This is a genomic window from Pedobacter montanisoli (assembly GCF_022809115.1).
Lineage (GTDB): Bacteria > Bacteroidota > Bacteroidia > Sphingobacteriales > Sphingobacteriaceae > Pedobacter > Pedobacter montanisoli.
Window position 1 is genome coordinate 1,592,555 of sequence record NZ_JALGBH010000001.1, and the last position, 23,392, is coordinate 1,615,946.

22 protein-coding genes are annotated in these 23,392 nt (G+C 36.4%); 15 read left to right on the forward strand and 7 right to left on the reverse strand.

The features are described 5' to 3' along the window. The first annotated feature begins 1 nt into the window (after position 1). The 12 genes from MMF97_RS07075 to MMF97_RS07130 all read left to right on the forward strand — a co-directional run bounded on the left by MMF97_RS07075 (position 2) and on the right by MMF97_RS07130 (position 14,320). Complete coding sequence (locus tag MMF97_RS07075) at positions 2 to 1,459, forward strand: UDP-N-acetylmuramoyl-L-alanyl-D-glutamate--2,6-diaminopimelate ligase (protein WP_243360926.1); 1,458 nt, start codon at positions 2 to 4, stop codon at positions 1,457 to 1,459. Beyond that, complete coding sequence (mraY, locus tag MMF97_RS07080) at positions 1,459 to 2,721, forward strand: phospho-N-acetylmuramoyl-pentapeptide-transferase (protein WP_243360927.1); 1,263 nt, start codon at positions 1,459 to 1,461, stop codon at positions 2,719 to 2,721. The genes MMF97_RS07075 and mraY overlap by 1 nt, the downstream gene beginning before the upstream one ends. Continuing rightward, positions 2,722 to 4,065 (forward strand): UDP-N-acetylmuramoyl-L-alanine--D-glutamate ligase, encoded by a 1,344-nt coding sequence (gene murD, locus MMF97_RS07085; protein ID WP_243360929.1) that lies wholly within the window; start codon positions 2,722 to 2,724, stop codon positions 4,063 to 4,065. It abuts the gene before it with no gap. Between the two features lies 1 nt (position 4,066). Then, positions 4,067 to 5,266, forward strand: a complete 1,200-nt coding sequence (locus tag MMF97_RS07090) for an FtsW/RodA/SpoVE family cell cycle protein (RefSeq protein WP_243360931.1) — start codon at positions 4,067 to 4,069, stop codon at positions 5,264 to 5,266. Positions 5,267 to 5,307: 41 nt separating this feature from the next. Beyond that, on the forward strand, positions 5,308 to 5,721 hold the full coding sequence (locus MMF97_RS07095; protein WP_243360932.1) for a GxxExxY protein: 414 nt from the start codon (positions 5,308 to 5,310) through the stop codon (positions 5,719 to 5,721). A 77-nt stretch (positions 5,722 to 5,798) separates the two neighbouring features. Beyond that, positions 5,799 to 6,905: an undecaprenyldiphospho-muramoylpentapeptide beta-N-acetylglucosaminyltransferase gene (gene murG / locus MMF97_RS07100; RefSeq protein WP_243360934.1), complete on the forward strand. Its 1,107-nt coding sequence runs from the start codon at positions 5,799 to 5,801 to the stop codon at positions 6,903 to 6,905. Between the two features lie 18 nt (positions 6,906 to 6,923). Then, on the forward strand, positions 6,924 to 8,276 hold the full coding sequence (gene murC / locus MMF97_RS07105) for a UDP-N-acetylmuramate--L-alanine ligase (RefSeq protein ID WP_243360936.1): 1,353 nt from the start codon (positions 6,924 to 6,926) through the stop codon (positions 8,274 to 8,276). Next, positions 8,269 to 9,339 (forward strand): cell division protein FtsQ/DivIB, encoded by a 1,071-nt coding sequence (locus tag MMF97_RS07110; RefSeq protein WP_243360937.1) that lies wholly within the window; start codon positions 8,269 to 8,271, stop codon positions 9,337 to 9,339. Before murC ends, MMF97_RS07110 begins: the two co-directional genes overlap by 8 nt. Positions 9,340 to 9,370: 31 nt before the next feature. Beyond that, on the forward strand, positions 9,371 to 10,723 hold the full coding sequence (gene ftsA / locus MMF97_RS07115) for a cell division protein FtsA (protein ID WP_243360939.1): 1,353 nt from the start codon (positions 9,371 to 9,373) through the stop codon (positions 10,721 to 10,723). Positions 10,724 to 10,853: 130 nt separating this feature from the next. Then, on the forward strand, positions 10,854 to 12,500 hold the full coding sequence (gene ftsZ / locus MMF97_RS07120) for a cell division protein FtsZ (protein ID WP_243360941.1): 1,647 nt from the start codon (positions 10,854 to 10,856) through the stop codon (positions 12,498 to 12,500). A 208-nt stretch (positions 12,501 to 12,708) separates the two neighbouring features. Then, positions 12,709 to 13,953 carry an aminotransferase class I/II-fold pyridoxal phosphate-dependent enzyme gene (locus MMF97_RS07125; protein ID WP_243360943.1) on the forward strand — a complete coding sequence of 415 codons (1,245 nt, stop codon included), beginning with the start codon at positions 12,709 to 12,711 and terminating at the stop codon, positions 13,951 to 13,953. Between the two features lie 190 nt (positions 13,954 to 14,143). Beyond that, entirely contained in the window at positions 14,144 to 14,320 is a 177-nt protein-coding gene (locus MMF97_RS07130) for a histone H1 (RefSeq protein ID WP_243360945.1), read from the forward strand. 66 nt (positions 14,321 to 14,386) lie between these two features. Here the strand turns inward: MMF97_RS07130 and MMF97_RS07135 are convergent, their stop codons facing one another. The 5 genes from MMF97_RS07135 to MMF97_RS07155 form a co-directional block, all read right to left on the reverse strand. Further along, a complete protein-coding gene (locus tag MMF97_RS07135) occupies positions 14,387 to 14,665 on the reverse strand; it encodes a hypothetical protein (protein ID WP_243360946.1) in 279 nt (92 codons plus the stop codon). Positions 14,666 to 14,870: 205 nt separating this feature from the next. Continuing rightward, a complete protein-coding gene (gene dapA / locus MMF97_RS07140; protein WP_243360949.1) occupies positions 14,871 to 15,749 on the reverse strand; it encodes a 4-hydroxy-tetrahydrodipicolinate synthase in 879 nt (292 codons plus the stop codon). Positions 15,750 to 15,777: 28 nt separating this feature from the next. Beyond that, the gene (gene ligA / locus MMF97_RS07145; RefSeq protein ID WP_243360951.1) at positions 15,778 to 17,793 is read right to left on the reverse strand and encodes an NAD-dependent DNA ligase LigA; all 2,016 of its coding nucleotides are present in this window, start codon (positions 17,791 to 17,793) and stop codon (positions 15,778 to 15,780) included. Between the two features lie 46 nt (positions 17,794 to 17,839). Further along, positions 17,840 to 18,913, reverse strand: a complete 1,074-nt coding sequence (locus tag MMF97_RS07150) for a putative type IX sorting system protein PorV2 (RefSeq protein ID WP_243360953.1) — start codon at positions 18,911 to 18,913, stop codon at positions 17,840 to 17,842. 3 nt (positions 18,914 to 18,916) lie between these two features. Then, a complete protein-coding gene (locus tag MMF97_RS07155) occupies positions 18,917 to 19,591 on the reverse strand; it encodes an ACP phosphodiesterase (protein ID WP_243360955.1) in 675 nt (224 codons plus the stop codon). A gap of 115 nt (positions 19,592 to 19,706) precedes the next feature. Here MMF97_RS07155 and tyrS point away from each other — a divergent pair, with 115 nt between their 5' ends. The 3 genes from tyrS (at position 19,707) to MMF97_RS07170 (ending at position 22,029) form a co-directional block, all read left to right on the forward strand. Beyond that, positions 19,707 to 20,996, forward strand: coding sequence for a tyrosine--tRNA ligase (gene tyrS, locus MMF97_RS07160; protein WP_243360957.1), 1,290 nt, complete (start codon positions 19,707 to 19,709; stop codon positions 20,994 to 20,996). A gap of 98 nt (positions 20,997 to 21,094) precedes the next feature. Continuing rightward, positions 21,095 to 21,574: a type II RES/Xre toxin-antitoxin system antitoxin gene (gene parS / locus MMF97_RS07165; RefSeq protein ID WP_243360959.1), complete on the forward strand. Its 480-nt coding sequence runs from the start codon at positions 21,095 to 21,097 to the stop codon at positions 21,572 to 21,574. Next, positions 21,574 to 22,029, forward strand: a complete 456-nt coding sequence (locus tag MMF97_RS07170; RefSeq protein ID WP_243360961.1) for an RES family NAD+ phosphorylase — start codon at positions 21,574 to 21,576, stop codon at positions 22,027 to 22,029. The genes parS and MMF97_RS07170 overlap by 1 nt, the downstream gene beginning before the upstream one ends. Before the next feature lie 6 nt (positions 22,030 to 22,035). Here MMF97_RS07170 and MMF97_RS07175 read toward each other — a convergent pair whose 3' ends face one another. Then, complete coding sequence (locus tag MMF97_RS07175; protein WP_243361183.1) at positions 22,036 to 23,013, reverse strand: LuxE/PaaK family acyltransferase; 978 nt, start codon at positions 23,011 to 23,013, stop codon at positions 22,036 to 22,038. 24 nt (positions 23,014 to 23,037) lie between these two features. Then, positions 23,038 to 23,391: a hypothetical protein gene (locus MMF97_RS07180; RefSeq protein WP_243360963.1), complete on the reverse strand. Its 354-nt coding sequence runs from the start codon at positions 23,389 to 23,391 to the stop codon at positions 23,038 to 23,040. Position 23,392 lies beyond the last annotated feature (1 nt).

Consider the following 23,392-nt stretch of genomic DNA (forward strand, 5'->3'; position numbering starts at 1 on the left):
CATGGAGTTAAAAGATTTACTTTACGGAATTTCGATTAAAAGTATCAAAGGAAACACGGCAGAACAAGTGTCGGGCCTTGCTTTTGATTCAAGAATAGTTAAATCTGGTACTTCATTTTTTGCCATTAAAGGTACTGCTGCAGACGGACACCTTTTTATTGAACAAGCTATAACAAATGGCGCTACAGTAATTATTGCCGAAGACCTGCCAGCCAATTTAAACGAAGAAGTAACATGGGTAGAAGTTGAAAACTCTGCAGAGGCATTAGGTATTGCAGCTTGTAATTTTTACGATAACCCTTCTCGAAAAATTAAACTGGTAGGAGTAACGGGTACAAATGGTAAAACTACCATAACTACGTTGCTTTATCAGCTTTTTAAAGCTTTAAATTATAAAGTAGGCTTAATTTCTACAGTACAGAATTATGTAGATGATCGCATTGTATCTGCCAGTCACACCACACCTAATCCTGTTGAACTTAACAGCTTGCTAAACAGCATGATAGAGGCAGGTTGTGAATATTGTTTTATGGAAGTGAGCTCGCATGCAGTTGCGCAACATCGCATAAGCGGTTTAAACTTTGCAGGAGGAGTATTTTCAAATATTACGCACGATCATTTAGATTTTCATAAAACGTTTGACAATTATCTGAAAGCTAAAAAAGGCTTTTTCGATGCGTTACCTAAATCTGCTTTTGCGCTTACCAATATCGACGACAGAAATGGTACGGTAATGTTGCAAAACACCAAGGCTTACAAAAAAACTTATGCCTTAAAACAAATGGCAGATTTTCATGCACGTGTTATAGAAAATAAGTTTAGCGGCCTACATCTGGATATAGATCATAAAGAGGTTTATTTTAAAATGGTTGGTTCTTTTAATGCTTACAATCTCTTGGCTGCGTATGGTACTGCTGTTCTTTTAGAGCAAGATAGCTTAAAGGTATTAACGTTGTTGAGTAATCTGAATGGTGCAGAAGGCAGGTTTGATTACTTGGTTTCCGATAAAGGAATAGTGGGTATTGTGGATTATGCGCATACACCTGATGCTGTACAGAATGTGTTGAGCACCATTGCCGATGTAAGAAAAGGAAATGAACAAGTAATTACTGTAATAGGTTGCGGTGGCGACAGGGATAAAACCAAACGCCCGGTAATGGCGCAGGTGGCTTGCGACTGGAGCGATAAAGTGATTTTAACTTCCGACAATCCTCGCAGTGAAGATCCTCAAACGATTATAGAAGATATGCAGGCAGGAGTATCACCCAGTAACCAACGTAAAACCATTAGTATTGTAGACAGGCGTGAGGCCATAAAAACAGCATGCTTTTTAGCAAATCCTGGAGATATTATTTTGGTTGCAGGTAAAGGGCATGAAAAATACCAGGAAATAAAAGGTGTAAGAAACCATTTTGACGATAAAGAAATCTTAAGAGAACAACTAAACCCTAAAAGCTGATGTTATATTTATTATTTGAATATCTGCATAAACACTATGATTTTCCGGGATTAAGGTTGTTCCAGTACCTTACTTTCAGGTCATCGCTTGCCATCATTTTATCGTTGATCATTACAACGGTTTATGGTCGCAGGATCATTGATTTTTTGCATAAAAAGCAGGTAGGTGAAACCGTAAGAAATTTAGGGCTTGAAGGTCAGATGCAAAAACAAGGTACGCCCACAATGGGTGGTATCATGATTTTGATGGGTATTCTTATCCCAACAATCTTATTTGCCAATATTACCAATATCTATGTAATTCTGATGATTGTAACCACCATCTGGATGGGTGCAATAGGCTTTTTAGATGATTATATTAAAGTATTTAAAAAGAATAAAGAAGGACTTGCCGGAAGATTTAAAGTGGTAGGACAGGTTGGTTTGGCTGTTATAGTTGGTGTAACCATGTATTTCCATCCTAATATTGTGGTTAGACAAACGGTTGATGAGAACGTAAAAATAGATACGGCTAAAGTAGAAAACGCAGCACCTATGGTGTTGAGACAAAAAGGTCAGAGCTACTATTATACACAAGATGTAAAATCGACCAAAACAAATGTGCCTTTTTATAAAAACAATGAATTTGATTATGCCAAAGTACTTAAGTTTTTAGGTTCTGGCTATGAAAAATACGCATTTATAGTGTTTTTGGCTTTTGTAATTATCATTGTTACAGCCGTTTCAAACGGAGCAAACCTAACCGATGGCATAGATGGTCTGGCAACAGGTACATCGGCTATTATAGGTATAACCCTGGGTATTTTGGCTTATGTATCGGGTAACACCGTAATTGCCGATTACCTCAATATCATGTACATCCCCAACTCTGGTGAGCTGATCATTTTTGCCGGAGCATTTGTAGGTGCGTGTGTAGGCTTTCTGTGGTACAACTCTTATCCGGCCCAGATTTTTATGGGCGATACCGGAAGCTTAACCATAGGCGGTATCATTGCTGTTTTTGCCATTATGATACGTAAAGAATTACTAATTCCTGTAATGTGTGGTGTTTTTCTGGTTGAAGTATTATCGGTAACCCTGCAGGTAAGTTATTTTAAATATACCAAGAAAAGATTTGGCGAAGGAAGAAGGATTTTCATGATGTCGCCTTTACATCATCATTACCAGAAAAAAGGGTATCATGAAGCTAAGATCGTAACCCGTTTCTGGATTATAGGAATTATACTGGCGGTAATCACATTCGTAACCTTAAAGCTACGCTAAATGGAAAATAAAAGAGTGGTTATATTGGGAGCAGGCGAAAGCGGCGTAGGAGCAGCTAAACTGGCAAAAAAACAAGGCTTTGATGTTTTTGTGTCAGATTTTGGCGCCATTGCCCCTGCTTACAAAACCAGTCTTACCGATTTACAAATTCCATTTGAAGAAAACCAGCACACCACAGATTTAATTCTTAACGCTGTAGAAGTCATCAAAAGTCCGGGTATTCCCGATAAAGCTTTTATCATACAGGCCATAAATGAGCTTAATATTCCTGTTATATCAGAGATAGAGTTTGCAAAACGTTATACCAATGCAAAAACAATCTGTATCACCGGTTCTAATGGTAAGTCTACTACTACAATGCTTACTTACTATATTTTAAAGAATGCAGGAATTAATGTAGGCTTGGCCGGAAATATAGGTCAAAGCTTTGCAGCTCAGGTAGCGGAGAAAGAATACGATTGGTATGTGCTTGAAATTTCAAGTTTCATGTTAGATAACATGTACGATTTCAAAGCAGATATTGCGGTTTTACTTAATATAACTCCAGATCACTTAGATCGCTATGATTATAAACTGGAGAATTATGCATTATCAAAAATGCGTATCGCACAAAATCAAACTGCTAATGATGCATTTATTTATTGTGCAGATGATGCCGAAACATTAAAAATGTTGGAACGACTTAAAGTAGCAGCAAAAAAATATCCTTTTTCTATCCATAAAAAAGTGGAAATGGGAGCATATATAGAAAACCAAACAATATACATCAACACAAACTTAAACCAGGAATTTACCATGTCAATCAACGATTTAGCTTTACAGGGAAAACACAACATTTATAACTCGATGGCATCGGGTATTGTAGCTAAGGTTCTGGAGTTGCGTAATGAATCCATTCGCGAAAGCATGGGCAACTTTAAGAATATTGAGCATCGGTTAGAGTTTGTGGCCAAGATATCAGATGTTACCTATATCAATGATTCTAAAGCTACCAACATAAACTCTACCTGGTATGCCCTAGAAAGTGTAAACACAGATATTGTGCTGATTATGGGCGGTGTAGATAAAGGCAATGATTATACCATGCTAAAAGACCTGGTAAAGAGCAAGGTAAAAGCCATTATATGTTTAGGTAAAGACAATAAGCGCATCCATGAAGCATTTGAAGAAGATGTAGAAGTTATTGTAAATACATTTTCTGCCGCAGAAGCTGTTCAGGTAGCATATCATTTAGCCAAAAAAGGAAGTACGGTGCTTTTATCGCCGGCATGTGCAAGTTTTGATTTGTTCAAGAATTACGAAGACAGAGGAAACCAATTTAAAGCAGCTGTAAAGGAGTTGTAATATGTTTAACATTAATACACTATTAGAGAAAACCAAAGGAGACAGATGGATATGGTTAATTATAATCATGTTATCCATGATCTCTGTTATGGCGGTATATAGTGCTACAGGAGCAATTGCCTATAAAAAAGGGGTAACAGTAGAGAAATACCTGCTTTATAAGCATGTGATTTTTGTATTGCTTGGTATTGCCATGATTTATATAGCACACTTGCTGGATTATAAATATTACGCAGGTATCTCTAAAGTATTAATGATCATTACAATACCATTGCTTATTTATACACTAATATTTGGTAGCAATATCAACGATGCATCACGCTGGGTAAAAATTCCGGTCATTAACCTTACTTTCCAAACCTCAGATTTGGCTAAGCTTGCGTTAATTACATTTTTAGCCAGAATGCTAACCCGTAAACAGGAGAACATTAAAGATGTTAAGAAGGCTTTTGTCCCTATTATGGGTTCAGTTTGTGTGGTATTTATTTTAATTGCATTAGCTAACCTTTCAACAGCTTTGATGCTGTTTGGAGTAAGTATTTTATTGCTAATTATTGGGCGTATCAGTATAAAACAGATTTTAACTGTATGTGCAGCTGGATTTGTGCTTTTGCTATTTGTAGTGTTTTTAGGACCAAGAAGAGAAACCTACAAATCGCGTATGAATGCTTTTTTTCATCCCGAATTACAACATTCTGATAAAACATACCAATCAGATCATGCAAAAATTGCATTAGCAACAGGTGGTTTTTTTGGTAAGGGACCAGGTAATAGTACCGAAAGGAATTTTTTACCACATCCGTACTCTGATTTTATTTTTGCCATTATTATTGAGGAGTACGGCACAGTAGGTGGTTTAGCAATCGTTACCCTTTATCTGGTTCTGCTTTATCGGTGCGTACGTATCGTTACGCGAAGTCCCAAAGCATTTGGTGCATTACTAGCTGCTGGTCTGAGCTTTAGCTTAACTATACAGGCTTTTGCAAATATGGCGGTTGCAGTGGGCTTAGGTCCGGTAACGGGAGTTCCTTTGCCCCTGGTAAGTATGGGAGGTACTTCAATGATTTTTACAAGTATAGCTTTTGGCATTATTTTAAGTGTGAGTAGAGATGTTGAAGAGAATGAAGGAAAAACAAGCGAAAAAAATGGCGGTGAAAAAAGTAATAAGGTAATTGTAGGTGAAATACCTGCAATGGCATAGGTATTACCACAAAAGACATAAAAGGATACAAAGAGAAAATAATGTTAGTAACGAAAACATATCTTACCGATTTAACTTATCAAGTTAATGGAGCAGCCATAGAAGTTCATAAAACTTTAGGTGTGGGATTGTTAGAAAGTACTTATCATAAGTGTATGGAATACGAGCTTGCTCTTAGGGGGATTACATTTAAAACCGAATTGAATGTACCTGTTTGTTATAAAGGGATAAATATTGATGCCCTCCTTAGATGCGACTTGTTTATTGAAGATATATTGGTAGTAGAATTGAAAGCAGTAGATAAGATAATGCCAATTCACGAAGCACAAGTTCTTACCTATATGAAATTGTTAGAAGCACCCAAAGGTATCATCTACAATTTTAATGTAATTAACATTTATAAAGAAGGACAGAAAACTTATGTAAACGATGGGTTTAGATGTTTACCCGAATAAAATATAAAGTTTTTGTTCTCTTTTGTTCCTTTTGAGGTTCAAAATAGAATAATGAAAAAATAATTAACAAAAACAAAATGAATAATTTCCCAAAAATTATCATATCTGGAGGTGGCACAGGCGGGCATATATTTCCCGCCATTGCCATTGCCAATGCATTAAAAAGAATATCACCGCAATGTGAAATTCTTTTTGTAGGTGCAGAAGGCAAAATGGAAATGGAAAAAGTTCCGGCTGCCGGTTATGAAATAGAGGGCTTAAATATTAGAGGCATACAAAGAGGGTCGGTATTGAAAAACTTGACTTTACCCTTTAAAGTGATAGAAAGTGTGCGCAAAGCGGGTAAAATTATAGAAAGGTTTAAACCAGATGTGGTAGTAGGCGTAGGTGGCTATGCATCAGGACCATTATTATATGCAGCCTCAAAAAGAAAAATACCTTATTTGATACAGGAGCAAAATTCATTTGCCGGTGTAACCAATAAGCTGTTAAGTAAAAACGCTTCAAAGATTTGTGTAGCGTTTGATGGAATGGAACAATTTTTTCCTGCAGATAAAATATTGAAAACAGGTAATCCGGTCCGTAGGGATGTAGTAGAAATCACAGGTAAGCATTATGCCGGAGCAGAGCTTTTAAAATTAAACCCTTTAAAGAAAACCATATTGGTAACAGGAGGGAGCTTAGGAGCAGGAACCCTAAACAAAAGTATAGAAAAACATCTTGATGAGATTATTGCCAGTGATGTACAGGTGATATGGCAAACAGGCAAGTTCTATTACAAAGGTGTAATAGAAAGAATAGGCTTAAACTATCATCCTAATGTTTGCATCCTGGAATTTTTAAACAAGATGGATTTGGCTTATGCTGCTGCAGATGTGATTGTATCAAGAGCAGGAGCAGGTACCATTGCAGAGCTTTGTATTATTAAAAAGCCAGTTATTCTAGTTCCATCGCCAAATGTGGCCGAAGACCATCAGACAAAGAACGCCATGGCTTTGGTTAAAAATAATGCGGCTGTAATGATTAAAGATAATGCAGCAGAAGATACATTGGTAAAAGAGGCACTGAACCTGTTAAATAATAGTGAAAAATGCGAAACGCTTAGCGAGAATATAAGTAAAATGGCATTAGCCGATGCTGATACCATCATAGCGCAGCAGGTATTAAAACTGGTTAAGCGTTAATAAAGCATAAGAAGTAATATGGAACTGTTAAACATTAAAAAAGTCTATTTTGTAGGTATCGGAGGCATCGGTATGAGCGCCCTTGCCCGTTATTTTACAAAAAGAGGCTGTATGGTTTGTGGATATGATAAAACACAAACAGGTTTAACACGTGCCCTAGAAGAAGAAGGCATTAATATTACTTACACAGATGACATTGCCCAGGTACCGAGTGATTTTAATGAGGTAAATCCTGAGACTTTGATCGTATATACACCTGCTATTCCTAAAGACTCTAAGATTTTAAATTTCTTTAGAGATAAAGGATTTTCTATTAAGAAAAGATCTGAGGTTTTGGGTATCATTAGTCAGGGCATGTTTTGTATTGCAGTGGCGGGTACACATGGTAAAACAACTACCTCATCAATGGTAGCACATATCCTTACGCATACAGGTTATGGCTGTACAGCGTTTTTGGGTGGTATCGCTACCAATTATAACAGTAATGTACTTTATGGTAAAAATAATGTTCTGGTTGTAGAAGCAGATGAATACGATAGATCTTTTCTAACGCTACACCCTGATATTGCTGTGGTAACCTCTATGGATGCCGACCATTTGGATATTTATGGAGATGCGGCTCACTTACAAGAATCGTTTCATCTTTTTGTAAGCCAGATCAAAGAAGATGGAAAGCTCTTTGTTAGAGAAGGATTGCCTTTACATGGCATTACTTATAGTTCAGGATCGCAATCTGCTTTAAGAGCAATTAACATCAGAGTGGTAAATGGGGATTTTGTTTTTGATTTTGAGGATGGCTTTACAACCATAAAAGATATTACTTTGGCTATGCCGGGTAGGCATAATGTAGAAAATGCAACGGCTGCAATAGGTGTGGCTTTAAGTTTGGGTATTAAACCTACGTTGATTAAAAAAGCTGTTGCCCATTTTAAAGGAGTAAAACGCAGATTTGAAACTATCGTTAAAACAGAAAAACAAGTATATATAGATGATTATGCACATCATCCCGAAGAGATCAGAGCCTGTCTAGATGCTGTGCGTCAGCTTTATCCCGAAAAGAAATTAACAGCAATATTTCAACCGCACCTGTTTACACGTACCCGTGATTTTGCAGATGATTTTGCAAAAGTGTTAAGTACCGTTGATGATTTAATATTGTTAGACATTTATCCTGCAAGAGAATTACCTATAGAAGGGATAAATGCAGAAATGCTTTTAAATAAGATAACAGTAGAGCACAAACAAGTTTGTGGAAAAAATCTGGTTACCAGTCTTATAAAAAATAAAAAACCTGAGTTAATTTTAACCATTGGCGCAGGCGATATTGATACTTTGGTTGAACCACTAAAAGAAACTTTAAACAATGCTTAAAAAAATAAATTGGAGAGCTATTTTTAAAGGTTTTGCCTGGCTTGTCTGCCTGGCAGGGGTTGTGGTATTAATGAGTTTTATTAACGTTAAGAAACAAAGCACTAAATGTATTGATGTACAGATATTAATTCCGGGAGCAGATAATTTTATTGAAAGAGAAGAAATAGAGGCGATCATTAATAAAGATGGGAAATTACTGGGCAGATCGCTTGAAAAAATAAATATTCACAGTATTGAGCGTGACATCAAAGACAATCCATATATAGGATTTGCTAAGGTGTATGCAGATATGGATGGTGTGATTTATGTTAAAATTAAACAACGCCAGCCTGTACTTAGAGTAATCAATGCCGGAGGGCAGGACTATTATATAGATAAAGAAGGTTTAAAAATGCCAGTGTCGGCAAATTTTACGGCCAACGTTTTAGTTGCAAATGGCAATATTTTAGAAGGTTTTAGTGGTAAGATAGATACGCTTTTTACACCTTTAGCAAAAGATCTGTATAAAACAGCTTTGTATATTAAAAGCGATACGCTGTGGGATGCACAGATTGAGCAGATTTATGTAGATGACAAAAATGATTTTGAACTGGTACCAAGAATAGGTAACCAGCGCATAATTTTAGGCAATGCAGACCATATAGATACAAAGCTGAATAATTTAATGGCTTTTTATAAACAGGCTATGCCTAAAGTGGGGTGGAATACTTATAAAACCATCAACCTGAAATACACTAATCAGGTGGTATGCGAAAGAAGAGATTCTGTTTCTATTAAGAAGCTTGAACAGGTAAAAGTGGTTGAGCCAAATAATAGCCAGGATAGACAACAGGCCATAGATTCTGTAGTAAAAGAATCAATTGCTCAGGAAATTAAAAAGGCTACGGCTGAGGTTCATGAGCAAAAAATAGGTGCCAGTGCAGAAAAAAATAACAGTAAAGCAGGTACAACCGTTACAAAGAGTACCAAAGAAGATACTAATAAGCAACAAAAAGCAAATACCCCGGTAAAGAAAGAAAGTGTAAAAAACGTAAGTTCTGCTACCGATAAGAAAAATAGATAAAAATTAAAGGCAACAATAAATTAATAGAGTTATGGGCAAAGAGAAAACTACCGTTCAGTCTCCAATAGTTGTAGGTTTAGATATTGGTACAACTAAGATCTGTGCTATTGTGGGGCGTAAAACGCAACATGGAAAGATAGAAGTATTAGGTATAGGAAAAGCAGAATCGGCAGGAGTAACACGTGGTGTGGTATCTAATATACAGAAAACGGTACAAGGAATAAACTCGGCAGTAGATCTGGCCAGCGGTCAGTCTAATGTAGAGATCAGGGTGGTAAATGTGGGTATTGCCGGACAACATATTAAGAGTTTGCAACATCGTGGTATATTAACCCGCAGAGAGCTCAACAGCGAGATCAGCAAAAAAGATATCGATAAATTAATTGACGATATGTTTAAACTGGTTATGCCTCCGGGAGAAGAAATCATCCATGTTTTGCCGCAAGAATTTACAATTGATAATGAACCAGGCATCAAAGATCCGGTAGGTATGGCAGGGGTACGCCTTGAAGCCAACTTCCATATTATATCGGGACAAGTTACAGCCGTAAAAAATATTATGCGCTGTGTAACCAATGCCGGTTTACAAACACAGGAGCTTATTCTGGAGCCTTTAGCATCATCAGAAGCCGTACTTAGCGAAGAGGAAAAAGAAGCAGGGGTATGCTTGGTTGATATAGGCGGTGGAACCACTGATGTGGCTATTTTTCATGAGGGTATTATTCGTCATACAGCAGTAATTCCATTTGGAGGTAACAGTGTAACAGAAGACATCAGAGAAGGATGTTCTGTAATGCGTAACCAAGCTGAGTTGTTAAAAACCAGATTTGGCTCTGCTTTAGCTGAAGAAAATAAAGAAAATGAAATTATTTGCGTACCAGGTTTAAGAGGAAGAGAACCGAAAGAAATTTCAGTGAAAAACCTCGCTTATATCATACAAGCCCGTATGGAAGAAATTGTAGAGCATGTTTACTACGAGATCAAGTCATCGGGATATGAAAAGAAACTGATAGGAGGTGTGGTTATTACAGGTGGAGGTGCTTTATTGAAGCATTTAAACCAATTGGTAGAATATGTAACCGGTTTAGATTGCCGTGTGGGTTATCCAAATGAGCACCTTTCTAAATATGAAGAAATGCCTAAAACTGTTTATGATGATTTGAAAAGCCCTATGTATGCAACCAGTGTAGGTTTGCTGATAAAAGGTATTCAGAAAACAGAAGAACTTTTAGAGGAAATGAAAAAACCAGGTGTAATAGTTGCCCAGCCTGAAGGAAAAGATAAAGTAAAAAAACGAGGATTATTTAGTACGCTGCTTCAAAAAACGTCAGAATTTATTAAAGACGATATGAATGTAAGCGATGAAGATTACATCCGTCCGTAAGTATTTTTCCACAAATTGGGATTTTTCCACAATCTTAACAATTGTGGAAAACGACTGTTAAAAAAGTGTTAATATTACAGTAGCGTTGAATAGAAAAATCTAATTTTTTAAACAACTGATTCATAATCATATGCAGTTCGAAATGTTAAAAGATAAATCTTCAATCATCAAAGTAATTGGTGTTGGAGGTGGCGGAGGTAATGCTGTAAACCACATGTACCGTCAGGGAATTACAGGAGTAGACTTTATCATCTGTAATACAGATGCGCAAGCTTTAGAATTTAGTCCTATTCCTAACAAGGTACAATTAGGTGCCAGTTTAACCGAGGGTATGGGAGCTGGTTCTATACCTGAAGTTGGAAAAAATTCGGCTATAGAAAATATAGATGATTTAAAGAACATGTTGGGCAGTACAACCAAAATGCTTTTTATCACGGCCGGAATGGGTGGAGGTACAGGTACGGGAGCAAGCCCTATCATTGCCAAAGCAGCTAAAGAATTAGATATTTTAACTGTAGCTATTGTAACTACACCTTTTGCTTTTGAAGGTAAAAGACGTAAAATGCAGGCCGATGACGGTTTAGAAGAACTGAAAAAATACGTTGACTCTTACCTTGTAATTTCTAACGACAGATTAAGAGAAATCTTCGGAAACCTGACACTAGGTTCTGCCTTTGCTCAGGCCGATGATATTTTATCAACTGCAGCAAAAGGAATTGCCGAAATTATTACTGTTCCGGGCTATATCAACGTTGACTTTAAAGATGTACGCACTGTAATGAAAGAAAGTGGTGTATGCATCATGGGAAGTTATGCAGCCGAAGGCGAAAACAGAGCTTTGGCAGCTGTTGAAGGCGCTTTAGCTTCACCTCTTTTAAAAGATAATGAAATTGAAGGAGCCAGATATATCTTGCTAAATATCAGTTCTGGTGTTAAGGAAGTAACCATGGATGAGGTTTCTGTGATTACCGATTACATTCAGGATAAAGCAGGTCTTTCTGCCGATTTGATTTGGGGTAATTGTATCGATGAGAATTTAGGCGACAGAATTTCAGTAACTATTATTGCTACTGGTTTCCAAACTAAAGAACAACGCGATAAAGAAAAAGAAAATATCAAAAAGGTATCTCTTCTAACTCCTGAAGATGCACCGTTGATTAAACCGGTTGAGCCCGTAAATACTTTCATTGAACCTAAGTCTGAACCGGTAATTGAAGAACCTGTTTTAAAAATTCAGGAAGAGCCTAAGCAATCAAACCTATTTGGAGATCTGTTCAATAATAGCATAGCACAATCGCAGATAGAACAACCTGAAAATAAAGCTGTTTTCCATCAATTGGTTGAAGAAGAGCCAGCTAATGAAAGTCAGAATAATAATGAGGCTGGATTTGAATTTGAAGTTAAGGTATCAGAAACGAATTTTGTTTTCGAAACACCTGTTGCTACCATAAACGAGCCTGAAGAAGACTATGTTCCGGTTGCAGAAACGCAGAGTTATGATGTTGATGAGGATAAAACAGACGAATCAATTGAAGAGCAATTGAGAAAATCTAAAGAAAGAATATTAAGGTTAAAAGACCTGAGCATGAAACTGCGTACCTCTAACGGTTTACAAGAGCTGGAAAATGAGCCTGCTTATAAACGTAAACAAATGCAGTTACAACAAATTCAACATTCATCAGAATCGCAGGTTTCGCGTTTTACATTGAGCAATGATGAAGATGGAGAAACAGGTATCAGACCTAACAACTCTTTTTTACACGATAATGTTGACTAATAAGCCGTAAACATAAATATAGATCAGCCTTAGCAACTATTGTTGCTAAGGCTTTTTTGTTTAAAATCTTAAAAATACGTTTCGTTTTTACATAAAAATAACCTAAATGTCTGCTAAGCATATAAGTTGTGGGTTGATAAATAGTTATTTTAAGGTTAAATTTGCGCAATTTTAATTCTAATATAAGATTCACTAATACAATAATAAATTGGATATATTCGATAAAGTTTCAAAACGTATGGGACCAATTGGCCAACACCAAAAATGGTCTCATGGGTATTTCTCATTTCCAAAACTGGAAGGAGAAATAGCACCTCATATGAATTTTAGAGGTAAAGAGCATTTGGTTTGGAGTTTGAACAACTATCTCGGTTTGGCAAATCATCCTGAAGTACGTAAAGCAGATGCTCAGGGAGCGATAGATTTTGGAATGGCTTACCCTATGGGAGCCCGTATGATGTCTGGAAATACCCAGTACCATGAACAATTAGAGCAAGATTTAGCTGCTTTTGTAGGCAAAGAAGATGCATTCCTGTTAAACTTTGGTTATCAGGGTATGGTATCCATTATAGATGCCCTGTTAGACAGAAATGATGTTGTTGTGTATGATGGCGAGTCGCATGCCTGTATCTTAGACGGATTGCGGTTACATATGGGCAAACGTTTTGTATATAAACACAATGATGTAGAAGATGCCCGCAAACAATTACAAAGAGCAACTAAACTGGCTGAACAAACCGGAGGTGGAATATTATTGATCACTGAAGGTGTATTTGGTATGTCTGGTGCTCAGGGCAAACTGAAAGAACTGATTGATCTTAAAAAAGAATTTAAATTCAGATTATTAATAGATGATGCGCATGGTTTTGGAACAATGGGACCAACGGGTGCAGGTACGCATGAGGCTCAGGATTGTATAGATGGGGTTGACGTGTATTTTGCCACTTTTGCTAAATCTATGGCAGGTATAGGTGCTTTTGTAGCATCGAGCAAAGAAATTACAGATTATTTCAGATATAATATGCGTTCGCAGACTTTTGCAAAAGCATTGCCTATGCCAATGGTTTTAGGCTTAATGAAACGTCTGGAATTATTGAAAAACAATCCTGAATTGAGAGAACGTTTATGGACTGTTGCTACTACTTTACAAAATGGCTTAAAAGAACGTGGTTTTGATATTGGAGTAACCAATACAGTTGTAACCCCTGTTTTCTTAAAAGGAGAATTATTAGAGGCAACAGCTTTAACACAAGACCTACGTGAAAACTATGGTATATTCTGCTCTATTGTAGTATATCCTGTTATTCCTAAAGGTATGATCGAGTTAAGGTTAATACCAACGGCAGTACACAGCTTAGAAGATGTTCAGCGAACTTTAGATGCATTTAGTGAAGTTGCTGAGAAATTGAAAAAAGGTTATTATCAGCAAAACAAATTTTCTACGGCAGAATAGTTGTGTCTGATTAACTGTATGTTACTCAAAATAGAGGCATTTTTTGTGTAAAATCAGAAAATGTGGAAAAAAAATAACTTTTAGCTATTCTTTTATTAGAATAGCTATTTTTTTATTTAAATAAACACCTTACATTAGTAATACTGTATTAATTAAAACCTAAAAAACTAAGTAAAGGAGTATTTAAACAATGAAAAAATTTGCTGAATTAAAAGCGTTGGTATCTTCAATCGAAGCAGATGCTGACAAGTTCTATAACAAATCAAACAGTGCAGCCGGAACAAGGGTGCGTAAAGGCATGCAGGATTTAAAGAACTTAGCACAAAGTATTCGTTTAGAAGTTCAAGAAACTAAAAACAAAGCTTAACTAACTAAGTTTGTAAGTTTTTTCTGAAGGAAGCGCCCCATTACCAAGGCGCTTCTTTCATTTTTATTATAACCTCATATATTTGAAGTCATCAGGTAAAGAACCTTCTTCAAAGCGCACCAGCTTATCTTTAGAAAAGATGAAAAATTTGTACGCTCCCTGATATTGATTAAATGTTCTGTAGATACGAGTATTCGTATCATCGCCATAGACATAAGAAGCATATCTGTTGCTTTGTTTAAACTCGGTTTCAGACATTCCTATATGAAATGTTGGTTCACCATAGCCGAGTACTTTGCAGCTCATAATACAGGCTGCAAGTCCAATTAATAATAATTTTTTCATTTGTGTGTTTTAAGTGTATATAGGCTTAGAGCAATCATTATGCCCTTAAATGACATTTTATAGATATTTCCTGTAACATTTTTATGTGTAAGAAAAAAATGATTTGATATCATCTTTTTATAGCAAAAGAGAGAGCTAAAAAACACAAACCCCGGTTGAATTTCAACCGGAGTTTGTTCTTATGTATAGATTTAATGAAGACCGCTTACATCAATTGCTTCAGCTGATCAGCAATTAGTGCATTAAGATTATTGCTGGCTTTTACCAAAGGTAAACGAACCACATCATCGCAAATATTTAATTGTTTTAAAGCAGATTTGATACCCGCAGGATTTCCTTCGATAAATGCCAAACGGGTAATTTCAAGTAAGCTTAAATGCAGAGGCAGAGCCTGTGCAAATTTACCTTCAAGGCAAAGATTGATCATTTCTGATAAGTGTTTTGGAAGTGCATTTCCAATTACCGAGATCACACCTACAGCACCTGCTGCTATCATGGGTAAAGCAATAGGATCATCACCTGATATCAGTAAAAAATCTTCGGGTTTATCTCTCATGATCTGGTTAAACTGTTCAAAGCTTCCCGAAGCCTCTTTGGTAGCAATGATATTTTTAAAGTCATGTGCCAAACGACAAGTGGTTTCTGGAGTGATATTGCTTCCTGTTCTGCCAGGAACATTATATACCATAATAGGCATAGCACTAAGTTCACTTAAAAACTTATAATGCTGGTAAATACCTTCTTGTGTAGGTTTATTGTAATAAGGACTTACTGATAATACAGCACTATAACTGTTGTTTTGAAACTCCTTAATCTCGTTTGCAATTTCTTGTGTGTTATTGCCACCTATACCAGCAACCAGGGGCAATCTTCCGTTGTTTATTTCGGCTGTAAAATTCCACACCTTCTTCTTCTCTTCCTTGCTTAATGTGGCAGTTTCGCCAGTTGTACCTAAAGATACGAGGTAATCTATACCTCCATTAACCAAGTGATTAATCAGGCGTTCCAAGCCCTGATAATCTACTGATCCGTCTGCATTGAAAGGTGTGACCAATGCTACACCTGTTCCGTGGAAATTTTTCATTTATTTATGTGATTTTATTCTTTTTCGTTTAAGCGTTGTCTATTAATGCTATTAACTCATCTTCGCTTATAATTGGTATATTTAATTTGGTTGCCTTTTCTAATTTTGACGGTCCCATGTTATCGCCGGCAACAAGGTATGAAAGTTTTGCTGAAATGCCACTTAAAATTTTGCCACCATTACTTTCAATCAATGATTTTAACTCTTCTCGGCTATGTTTTTCAAAAACACCTGAAATGACAAAAGACTTTTCTTTAAGTGCATCACTATCATAGCTGATAACTTGTACCTGAGTTTCAAGTTGCAGACCCTCTTTTCTTAATTTATCAATCAGCGCCAGATGTTCTGCTTTGCTGAAATAATCCTGAATGCTTTCTGCTATACGCTGGCCTATTTCATCAACAGCTATAAGCTCATCAAAAGATGCTTTTGCAAGGTTATCTATATTTATAAAAGCGTAAGCCAGTTTTTTGGCAACTGTTTCACCTACATACCTGATGCCCAATCCAAATAACAGCTTTTCAAATGGCATTGTTTTAGAAGCTTCGATGCCTTTGAGCATATTATCAATAGATTTCTGTCCAAAACGCTCTAATTTTACCAATTCCTCATATTTTAAATGCAGATCATACAGGTCACCAATATTGTTGATGAGATTTTTACGGTAAAATGTTTCTATGGTTTCATCGCCTAAGCCCTGTATATCCATCGCTTTTCGGCCTATAAAATGCTGTACTTTACCAATAATCTGCGGAGGACAACCATCTTCGTTAGGACAATAATATGCAGCTTCTCCCTCCCTTCTAATGAGCAAAGTATTACACTCAGGGCAATTGGTAATATAATTTATAGCTTGGTCTGAAACCCTTTTTTCAAGATTTACTTTGATGATTTTAGGAATAATCTCCCCACCTTTTTCCACATAAACGGTATCGTGCTCATGAAGGTCCAATCTTTTGATCTCATCTGCATTATGTAAGGTAGCTCTCTTTACCGTAGTTCCGGCCAGTACAACAGGTTTAAGATTGGCAACAGGGGTAACTGCACCTGTACGACCAACCTGATAAGTTACCTTTTCTAGTACTGTTTCTACTTCTGCGGCTTTATATTTATAAGAGATGGCCCATCTTGGCGATTTTGCGGTAAAACCCAATTCATGCTGTTGGGCATAACTGTTCACTTTGATCACAATACCATCAATATCATAGCTCAGTTTAAAACGCGCTGTTTCCCAATAGGCAATGAACTCTAGGGCTTCGTTAATGTTGTTAACCAGCTTTGTATGTTCGCAAACTTTAAAGCCCCATTCTTTAACGGCGTTTAAACTTTGCCAATGGCTGTGAAATAAATTTTGATCACTATAAAAGGCATATAAAAAACAATCAAGAGGGCGTTTTTTTACTTCTTTTGAGTCTTGCATTTTTACTGTTCCAGAGGCAAAATTACGAGGATTGGCATAAGGTATTTCACCAATCTCTTCACGTTCCCTGTTTAAACGTTCAAATGCTGCCCGGTGCATAAAAACTTCACCTCTGATTTCGAATTCCTGTGGAATATCTTTACCTCTTAGCTGATGTGGTATGGTTTGAATGGTTTTGATATTGGCTGTAACATCATCGCCTTGACTGCCATCGCCACGTGTAACAGCTCTGAATAGTTTACCATTTTGATAAGTTAAACTCATAGAAAGACCATCAAATTTGAGTTCACATACATACTCAAAATTATCGCCTATGGCCTTGCGCACACGTTCGTCAAAATCTCTTAAATCTTGTTCGTTATAAGTATTACCCAATGATAGCATGGGCCATTTATGCTTAACGGTTATGAAATTTTTGGTAATATCACCACCAACTTTTTGGGTAGGAGAGTTTGGATCTGCAAATTCAGGATATTGCTGTTCTAATAGTGCTAATTCTTCAAGTTTCTTGTCAAATTCATAGTCGGCAATGGTAGGCATAGCCAACACATAATAATTATAGGTATGCTGGTTTAATTCCTGAACCAGCGCATCCATTTTTTCTTTAATACCATTCAGCTCCATACGAGCAAATATACTAAAGGAGTATATTAAAATTTGGCAGGATTTATTAAAAAGTAGAGAAATCTATTCTGATCGAAAAAACGTTGCTGTATAATGCATCAGAGCTATTACCAATATTGGTAAGTGCATAATCTATGGAGAAATTATTGATCTTAACACCTACACCCATGTTGGGTTGATAAGAATAAAATTGCTTGCCCGTAAAATCTGTACTTTTCTGGATATTCCCCAAACCAGCACGTAATGAGATAATTTTTTTATAGTCAACAGTTAGACCTAAAGTGGGGTCTATACTAATGGGATTGGCAGACAAAAGTACATTTCGTTTTCCATCTGTAGTGAAATTCAGATTGGCTTCTGCCATGATATTAAACTGTTCGTTAATGGCTGTACTGTAAGCAGCACCTAAAATAATTCTGGGTAAGGTGGTTTCTGTTGAGTTTTTAGGAATATCATTACCCGTTTGCGTATAAACTGTACTTAACTGATCGGCATTATAACTCCAGGTATTAAATGTGGTTGTAATATCACGACCCATAGCTGCTAAAACAAATTTTCCTGTTTTATATTGCACACCCGCATCAAAACCAAATCCGTATGATTTACCATATTGTCCTACTAAGCGATGTAAGATTTTTACATTGGCCCCATAAGTGAAATCTCTTCTTGCATTTTTACTTTTTCGGGCATAAGAAAAGATAAAGGCGTAATCGGCGGCAGAAAACTTCTTAACCCTGTCATAATTGATATTGCCGTCGGCGTCTATTAGTTCAGAAGTGTCAGGAATATCATCCACGCCAAATCTAATGGCCGAAACACCAACAACGGCTGTATTATCCTGAACAGAAGTAGCAAAAGCTGCATAATCATATTTAGCGATACCTGAGAAATATTCAGAATGCATCAGGCCAACTTGCTTTGGGGTTTCCATTCTTGCCAAACCTGCGGGATTCCAATAGCCGGATGTTACATCATTAACGTTGGCAATTACAGAGCCAGACATGCCAAAGGCAGCAGATCCAACACCTATATTGAGAAATTCGTTACTGTATTTACGTTTTTGGGCATGTAGAGACTGTATGCTTAAAAGAAAGAAACAAAAAAGTAACGGTTTGCGCATGTTTTAATTCAGCTCTTTTTCAATGGTATCAAATATACTCATAAAATTGGTTTCCAAATCCTTTTTGTAATGAAGCAATTGACCTGTTAATTCACTAAGATTTTCTTTGTCAAAAGGATCTTTCCATAAACGCATACATATGCGCTGCAAAGCATAGCTGATGTTATCAATTTTCTGGTAGCTCAATAAATACCTGCTCGAAAGGAAATTGTCATAAAAATGATTGAACTTAGGCAGATCGTTAATATTGCATTTACTTAAAAACAAATCAAGCTGCTGACCTTTACTGCTTGAAAGGTGATGGTAAAAATGGTGGATATCAATAAGTCGTTGTTCTACCAAAAGATGATCGAGCATCAATTCTAAGCCAATGTGTGCTAAAAATGATGGACGTACAGGACTGCCTTCTAAAAAAGGAATTAACCATTGTTTGAGCTTTTGCGTTTCATCCTGAAAAAAAACAGACGAATGAAAGAGCTGATCAACTTTTAGATGACGTTTCCATCCTTTTAACAATTCCAGTTGTTTTCCTTCCCCAATAAATAATTCTTCATGTTTTTGAGGATAACAATTCCAGTCTTTATTTGCATTTTTTACCAGGTCTGGTAATACGGTGCCTGTTATGCAATATGAATTGGAATTATGCCTGTCAAAATAGAAATGTGAAAGGAAGTTCATGTTTAAATATACGTTTAAAAATCTGTGATAATTATATATAAAAGTTAAATAGCACTGTTTCTGAATCTTTGGCAGGAAAGTCAAAAAAACTATCTTTGCGGTAAAATAATAAAAGATGACAAATTTTGTAGAAGAACTGCGTTGGCGCGGCATGTTACATGATATTATGCCAAATACTGAGGAGAAACTGAATGAAGGCATGTGTGCTGGGTATATTGGTTTTGATCCAACCGCTGATTCTTTACATGTTGGCCATTTAACACAAATCATGACCTTAATTCATTTCCAACGTGCAGGACATAAGCCTTTTGCATTGGTAGGAGGTGCAACAGGTATGGTTGGCGATCCTTCGGGCAAATCGGCTGAACGTAATTTGCAAACTGAAGAAATGGTTGCTCATAACCTAAAGGGAATGAAAGAACAATTATCAAAGTTTTTAAAGTTTGAAGATGAAGGTAATGGTGCGGTAATGGTTAACAATGCCGATTGGTTTAAAAACTTTAATTTTTTAGACTTCATTAGAGATGTAGGTAAACATATTACCGTAAATTATATGATGGCTAAAGACAGTGTGAAAAAGCGCTTAGAAGGAGATACAGGTATGTCATTTACCGAGTTTACTTACCAATTGGTGCAGGGTTACGATTTTTATTATTTATGGAAGCACTATAATTGCGTGTTGCAAATGGGAGGTTCTGATCAGTGGGGTAATATTGTAACAGGTACAGAATTGATCAGAAGAAAAGACAGCGGTACGGCATATGCTTTAACCACACAACTGATCAAAAAATCTGATGGTACTAAATTTGGTAAAACAGAAAGTGGAGCTGTATGGCTTGATCCAGAAAAAACTTCACCATATAAATTTTATCAGTTCTGGTTAAACTCATCAGATAGTGATGTGAAGACATGGATCAGGATTTTTACTTTAAAAAATAAAGAAGAAATCGAGCAGTTAGAGCAGGAACATGATGTAGCACCGCATTTGCGTATCTTGCAAAAAGCCTTAGCTGAAGATATTACTGTAAGAACGCATTCTAAAGAAGCCTTGGATGCAGCTGTCAAAACTTCAGAGTTTTTATTTGGTAACGGAGATCTGGAGTTTTTGAAAACTTTGGATTCGAAAAGTGTGCTGGAAATGTTTGAAGGAGTACCACAGTTTCGTATTACCAAAACTGAGCTTGCTGATGGTATTGATGCAGCCAGTTTGCTTGCAGAAAAGACTTCTATTTTCCCATCAAAAGGAGAGGTGAAAAAAACGGTTCAGGGTGGTGGCTTAAGTATTAATAAAGTTAAAGTGACAGAAGCTTCAACTTCATATAATTTGTCAAACCTGATTAGTGAAGAGTTTATCGTGGTGCAAAAAGGAAAGAGAAATTACTTCTTGATAAGAGCCATATCCTGAAAAGCTACTGTTGTCGTTTCATAAGTTGTAGGAATTATTTTTTGAAAATATTATAAATTACCAGACAAAATGTGTAAATTGGTGTACAATTGTCTGGTATGAAAAAGAAATCAGAAGAAAATAATTCTCAAGTTAATGAGCCTTTAATGGCTTATGAAACTGTCCAATCACCTCTTTCAGTTGTTTTTGGAGGGCAGTTTGCAAATCCAACGGATTTTGAATTGCTAAATCTTGCACGTAAAGGTATTTCAAAAAAAACATTATTAGCATTAGCTAAAAAATTGTCACTCACTATAGAAGACCTCGCAACAGTCTTACATATTTCTGAGCGAACTTTACAGCGTTATACACCTTCAACGTTAATAAAAACAGAGTATGCAGATAAAGCTATTGAACTAGCACGCTTATATGAACGTGGAGCAGAAGTTTTAGGGAGCAGTACTGCATTTACAGATTGGGTTAAAACGCCTAATTACGCTATAAATGGAGAAATTCCGTTTAATCTATTAGATACAAGTATTGGCTTTGATATTATACTAGACTTATTGGGAAGAATAGAGCATGGGGTTTTTAGCTGATGATACTATACAGGATATCTTCTCCCGCATTTACTCATGATCTGAGTGGTACCGGAGCAAAACTTTATGGGGGGCGTTGGAATGAAAAAGGTGTTCCTGCTTTATATTTAGCGTCGAGTAGAGCAATGGCTGTAATGGAAGTGTTGGTTCATCTTAGCCAAAGACACTTAGTTAGGTCATATAATTTAGCTGCTATTGAAATTCCTGAAGATAAAATCTATTTTTTAGATGTTGGTGTGCTTAACTGTGACTGGAAGCAAATTGAAAATGAGGGCAGTTTAAAGCGATTGGGTACCAGTTTTTTAGAAAAAGGCGACTTTTTAGCAATGAGGGTGCCCTCAGTATTGGTTGAGGAGGAATATAATTATGTGATTAATCCTAATCATATAGATGCGAGGAAAATAAAGATACTTAATGTAAGGCCTTTCTTTTTTGATCAACGATTGAAAATGTAATCCAATTTATTGTACCAATAAATTGCAGCCACGTATATCGGCATTGTCAAAACGGCCAATGACTTCAAAACTTTTATCGTTATGTATTTTACCCAAATCTTGAGTTGCTATAAAAGCGCAGGAATTAACATTGGCCAGATCAATCACGTTAATACCACCAATTTGTTGAGAAGAAATTAGTGATAGAGGATCAGAAGTGTCTCGTAATAAAACTTTCATCCAGGGTGGAGTAAAGAAAATTCCTTTACCTTTTGAGTAAGCCTGAGAAAGAAGTTCTGTCATCCCGTATTCGCTGTGGATGTCTTGAACACCAAATCCTTCGCATAAGGCGTGATGCAACTCTTCTCTTACCATTTCTTTTCGCTTACCTTTCATTCCTCCTGTTTCCATTACAATCAGTTCAGGAAAATCGATTTGATACTGCTCAATAAAATCGAGCAAAGCATAAGTTACACCAATAAGAATGGTTTTTTGTCCACTTTGCTTAAGTTCTGAAAGCGTATTGTGCAGGTCTTCATGATTATGCAGAAAATAACCACTTTTAGGATGCTGACTTTGTTTCAATAAATCATCTACCATATAAATAAGCGAAGAACCTTCACGTTCTAAATAAGATGGAAGCAAAGCCAATAAGCAGATGTCTTTAACAGAACCGTAAAATAATTCAAAGGCTTTGTTAAAGCTGTTTTCATATAGGCTAAGATCTGTTACCAAATGTCTGCTGGTAATTTGTCCGGTGGTTCCAGAGCTGCTAAAAGTAATTTGTACAGGTAAATCAGAGCTCAGCACGGTATTACTTTTAAAAAAACTGATAGGTAAAAAAGGTATTTTCTCGTAATGATCTATTTGATCGGGATTGATGTTGAGATGCTTAATATATTGAGCATATATTAAACAATTTTTAACCTGAAAGTTAAAAACTTCAAGTGCAGTTTTGTTAAAATCATCTTCTGATTTTATGGAGAAAAATTGCTCAGCGACCATGTTCACTGAGCAAAAATACAATTTTTAGTTGTTTTTAGCTTTATCGTTTAAAACAGCTTTCCTGAAACAAAAACCACAATAGCCGCTTATGCCTGCAACTAAGCCACCAATTAAGGCAGTTAAAGGTAAAATGATAAACCATAATTTAATACCTATCATTTCGGCTACTCTGGTTGCTAAAACATGGTTGTTAGGCATGCTTTTATAAAGAGCCATCGCAACCCAAAGCACAAAAATGGCTAAAAAGGGTTGCCAAAAAGAGATTTTAACTGTTTTTCCAATCATTCCGCATACGGCAAAAGATAGTACTAAAATTACCCACCAAGGTAAGATGAGCTGCAGTAAAAATGAAAGTATGATAATAACAATAAAGACCATG

Coding starts and splice junctions, on each gene's coding strand:
- MMF97_RS07095 (WP_243360932.1), top strand. CDS start 5,308: ATGTTAGTAACGAAAACATATCTTACCGATTTAACTTATCAAGTTAAT.
- dapA (WP_243360949.1), bottom strand. CDS start 15,749: ATGAAAAATTTCCACGGAACAGGTGTAGCATTGGTCACACCTTTCAAT.
- MMF97_RS07075 (WP_243360926.1), top strand. CDS start 2: ATGGAGTTAAAAGATTTACTTTACGGAATTTCGATTAAAAGTATCAAA.
- MMF97_RS07130 (WP_243360945.1), top strand. CDS start 14,144: ATGAAAAAATTTGCTGAATTAAAAGCGTTGGTATCTTCAATCGAAGCA.
- parS (WP_243360959.1), top strand. CDS start 21,095: ATGAAAAAGAAATCAGAAGAAAATAATTCTCAAGTTAATGAGCCTTTA.
- ftsZ (WP_243360941.1), top strand. CDS start 10,854: ATGCAGTTCGAAATGTTAAAAGATAAATCTTCAATCATCAAAGTAATT.
- MMF97_RS07155 (WP_243360955.1), bottom strand. CDS start 19,591: ATGAACTTCCTTTCACATTTCTATTTTGACAGGCATAATTCCAATTCA.
- murG (WP_243360934.1), top strand. CDS start 5,799: ATGAATAATTTCCCAAAAATTATCATATCTGGAGGTGGCACAGGCGGG.
- MMF97_RS07135 (WP_243360946.1), bottom strand. CDS start 14,665: ATGAAAAAATTATTATTAATTGGACTTGCAGCCTGTATTATGAGCTGC.
- MMF97_RS07110 (WP_243360937.1), top strand. CDS start 8,269: ATGCTTAAAAAAATAAATTGGAGAGCTATTTTTAAAGGTTTTGCCTGG.
- mraY (WP_243360927.1), top strand. CDS start 1,459: ATGTTATATTTATTATTTGAATATCTGCATAAACACTATGATTTTCCG.
- MMF97_RS07175 (WP_243361183.1), bottom strand. CDS start 23,013: ATGGTCGCTGAGCAATTTTTCTCCATAAAATCAGAAGATGATTTTAAC.
- MMF97_RS07170 (WP_243360961.1), top strand. CDS start 21,574: ATGATACTATACAGGATATCTTCTCCCGCATTTACTCATGATCTGAGT.
- tyrS (WP_243360957.1), top strand. CDS start 19,707: ATGACAAATTTTGTAGAAGAACTGCGTTGGCGCGGCATGTTACATGAT.
- ligA (WP_243360951.1), bottom strand. CDS start 17,793: ATGGAGCTGAATGGTATTAAAGAAAAAATGGATGCGCTGGTTCAGGAA.
- ftsA (WP_243360939.1), top strand. CDS start 9,371: ATGGGCAAAGAGAAAACTACCGTTCAGTCTCCAATAGTTGTAGGTTTA.
- MMF97_RS07180 (WP_243360963.1), bottom strand. CDS start 23,391: ATGGTCTTTATTGTTATTATCATACTTTCATTTTTACTGCAGCTCATC.
- MMF97_RS07150 (WP_243360953.1), bottom strand. CDS start 18,913: ATGCGCAAACCGTTACTTTTTTGTTTCTTTCTTTTAAGCATACAGTCT.
- MMF97_RS07090 (WP_243360931.1), top strand. CDS start 4,067: ATGTTTAACATTAATACACTATTAGAGAAAACCAAAGGAGACAGATGG.
- murD (WP_243360929.1), top strand. CDS start 2,722: ATGGAAAATAAAAGAGTGGTTATATTGGGAGCAGGCGAAAGCGGCGTA.
- murC (WP_243360936.1), top strand. CDS start 6,924: ATGGAACTGTTAAACATTAAAAAAGTCTATTTTGTAGGTATCGGAGGC.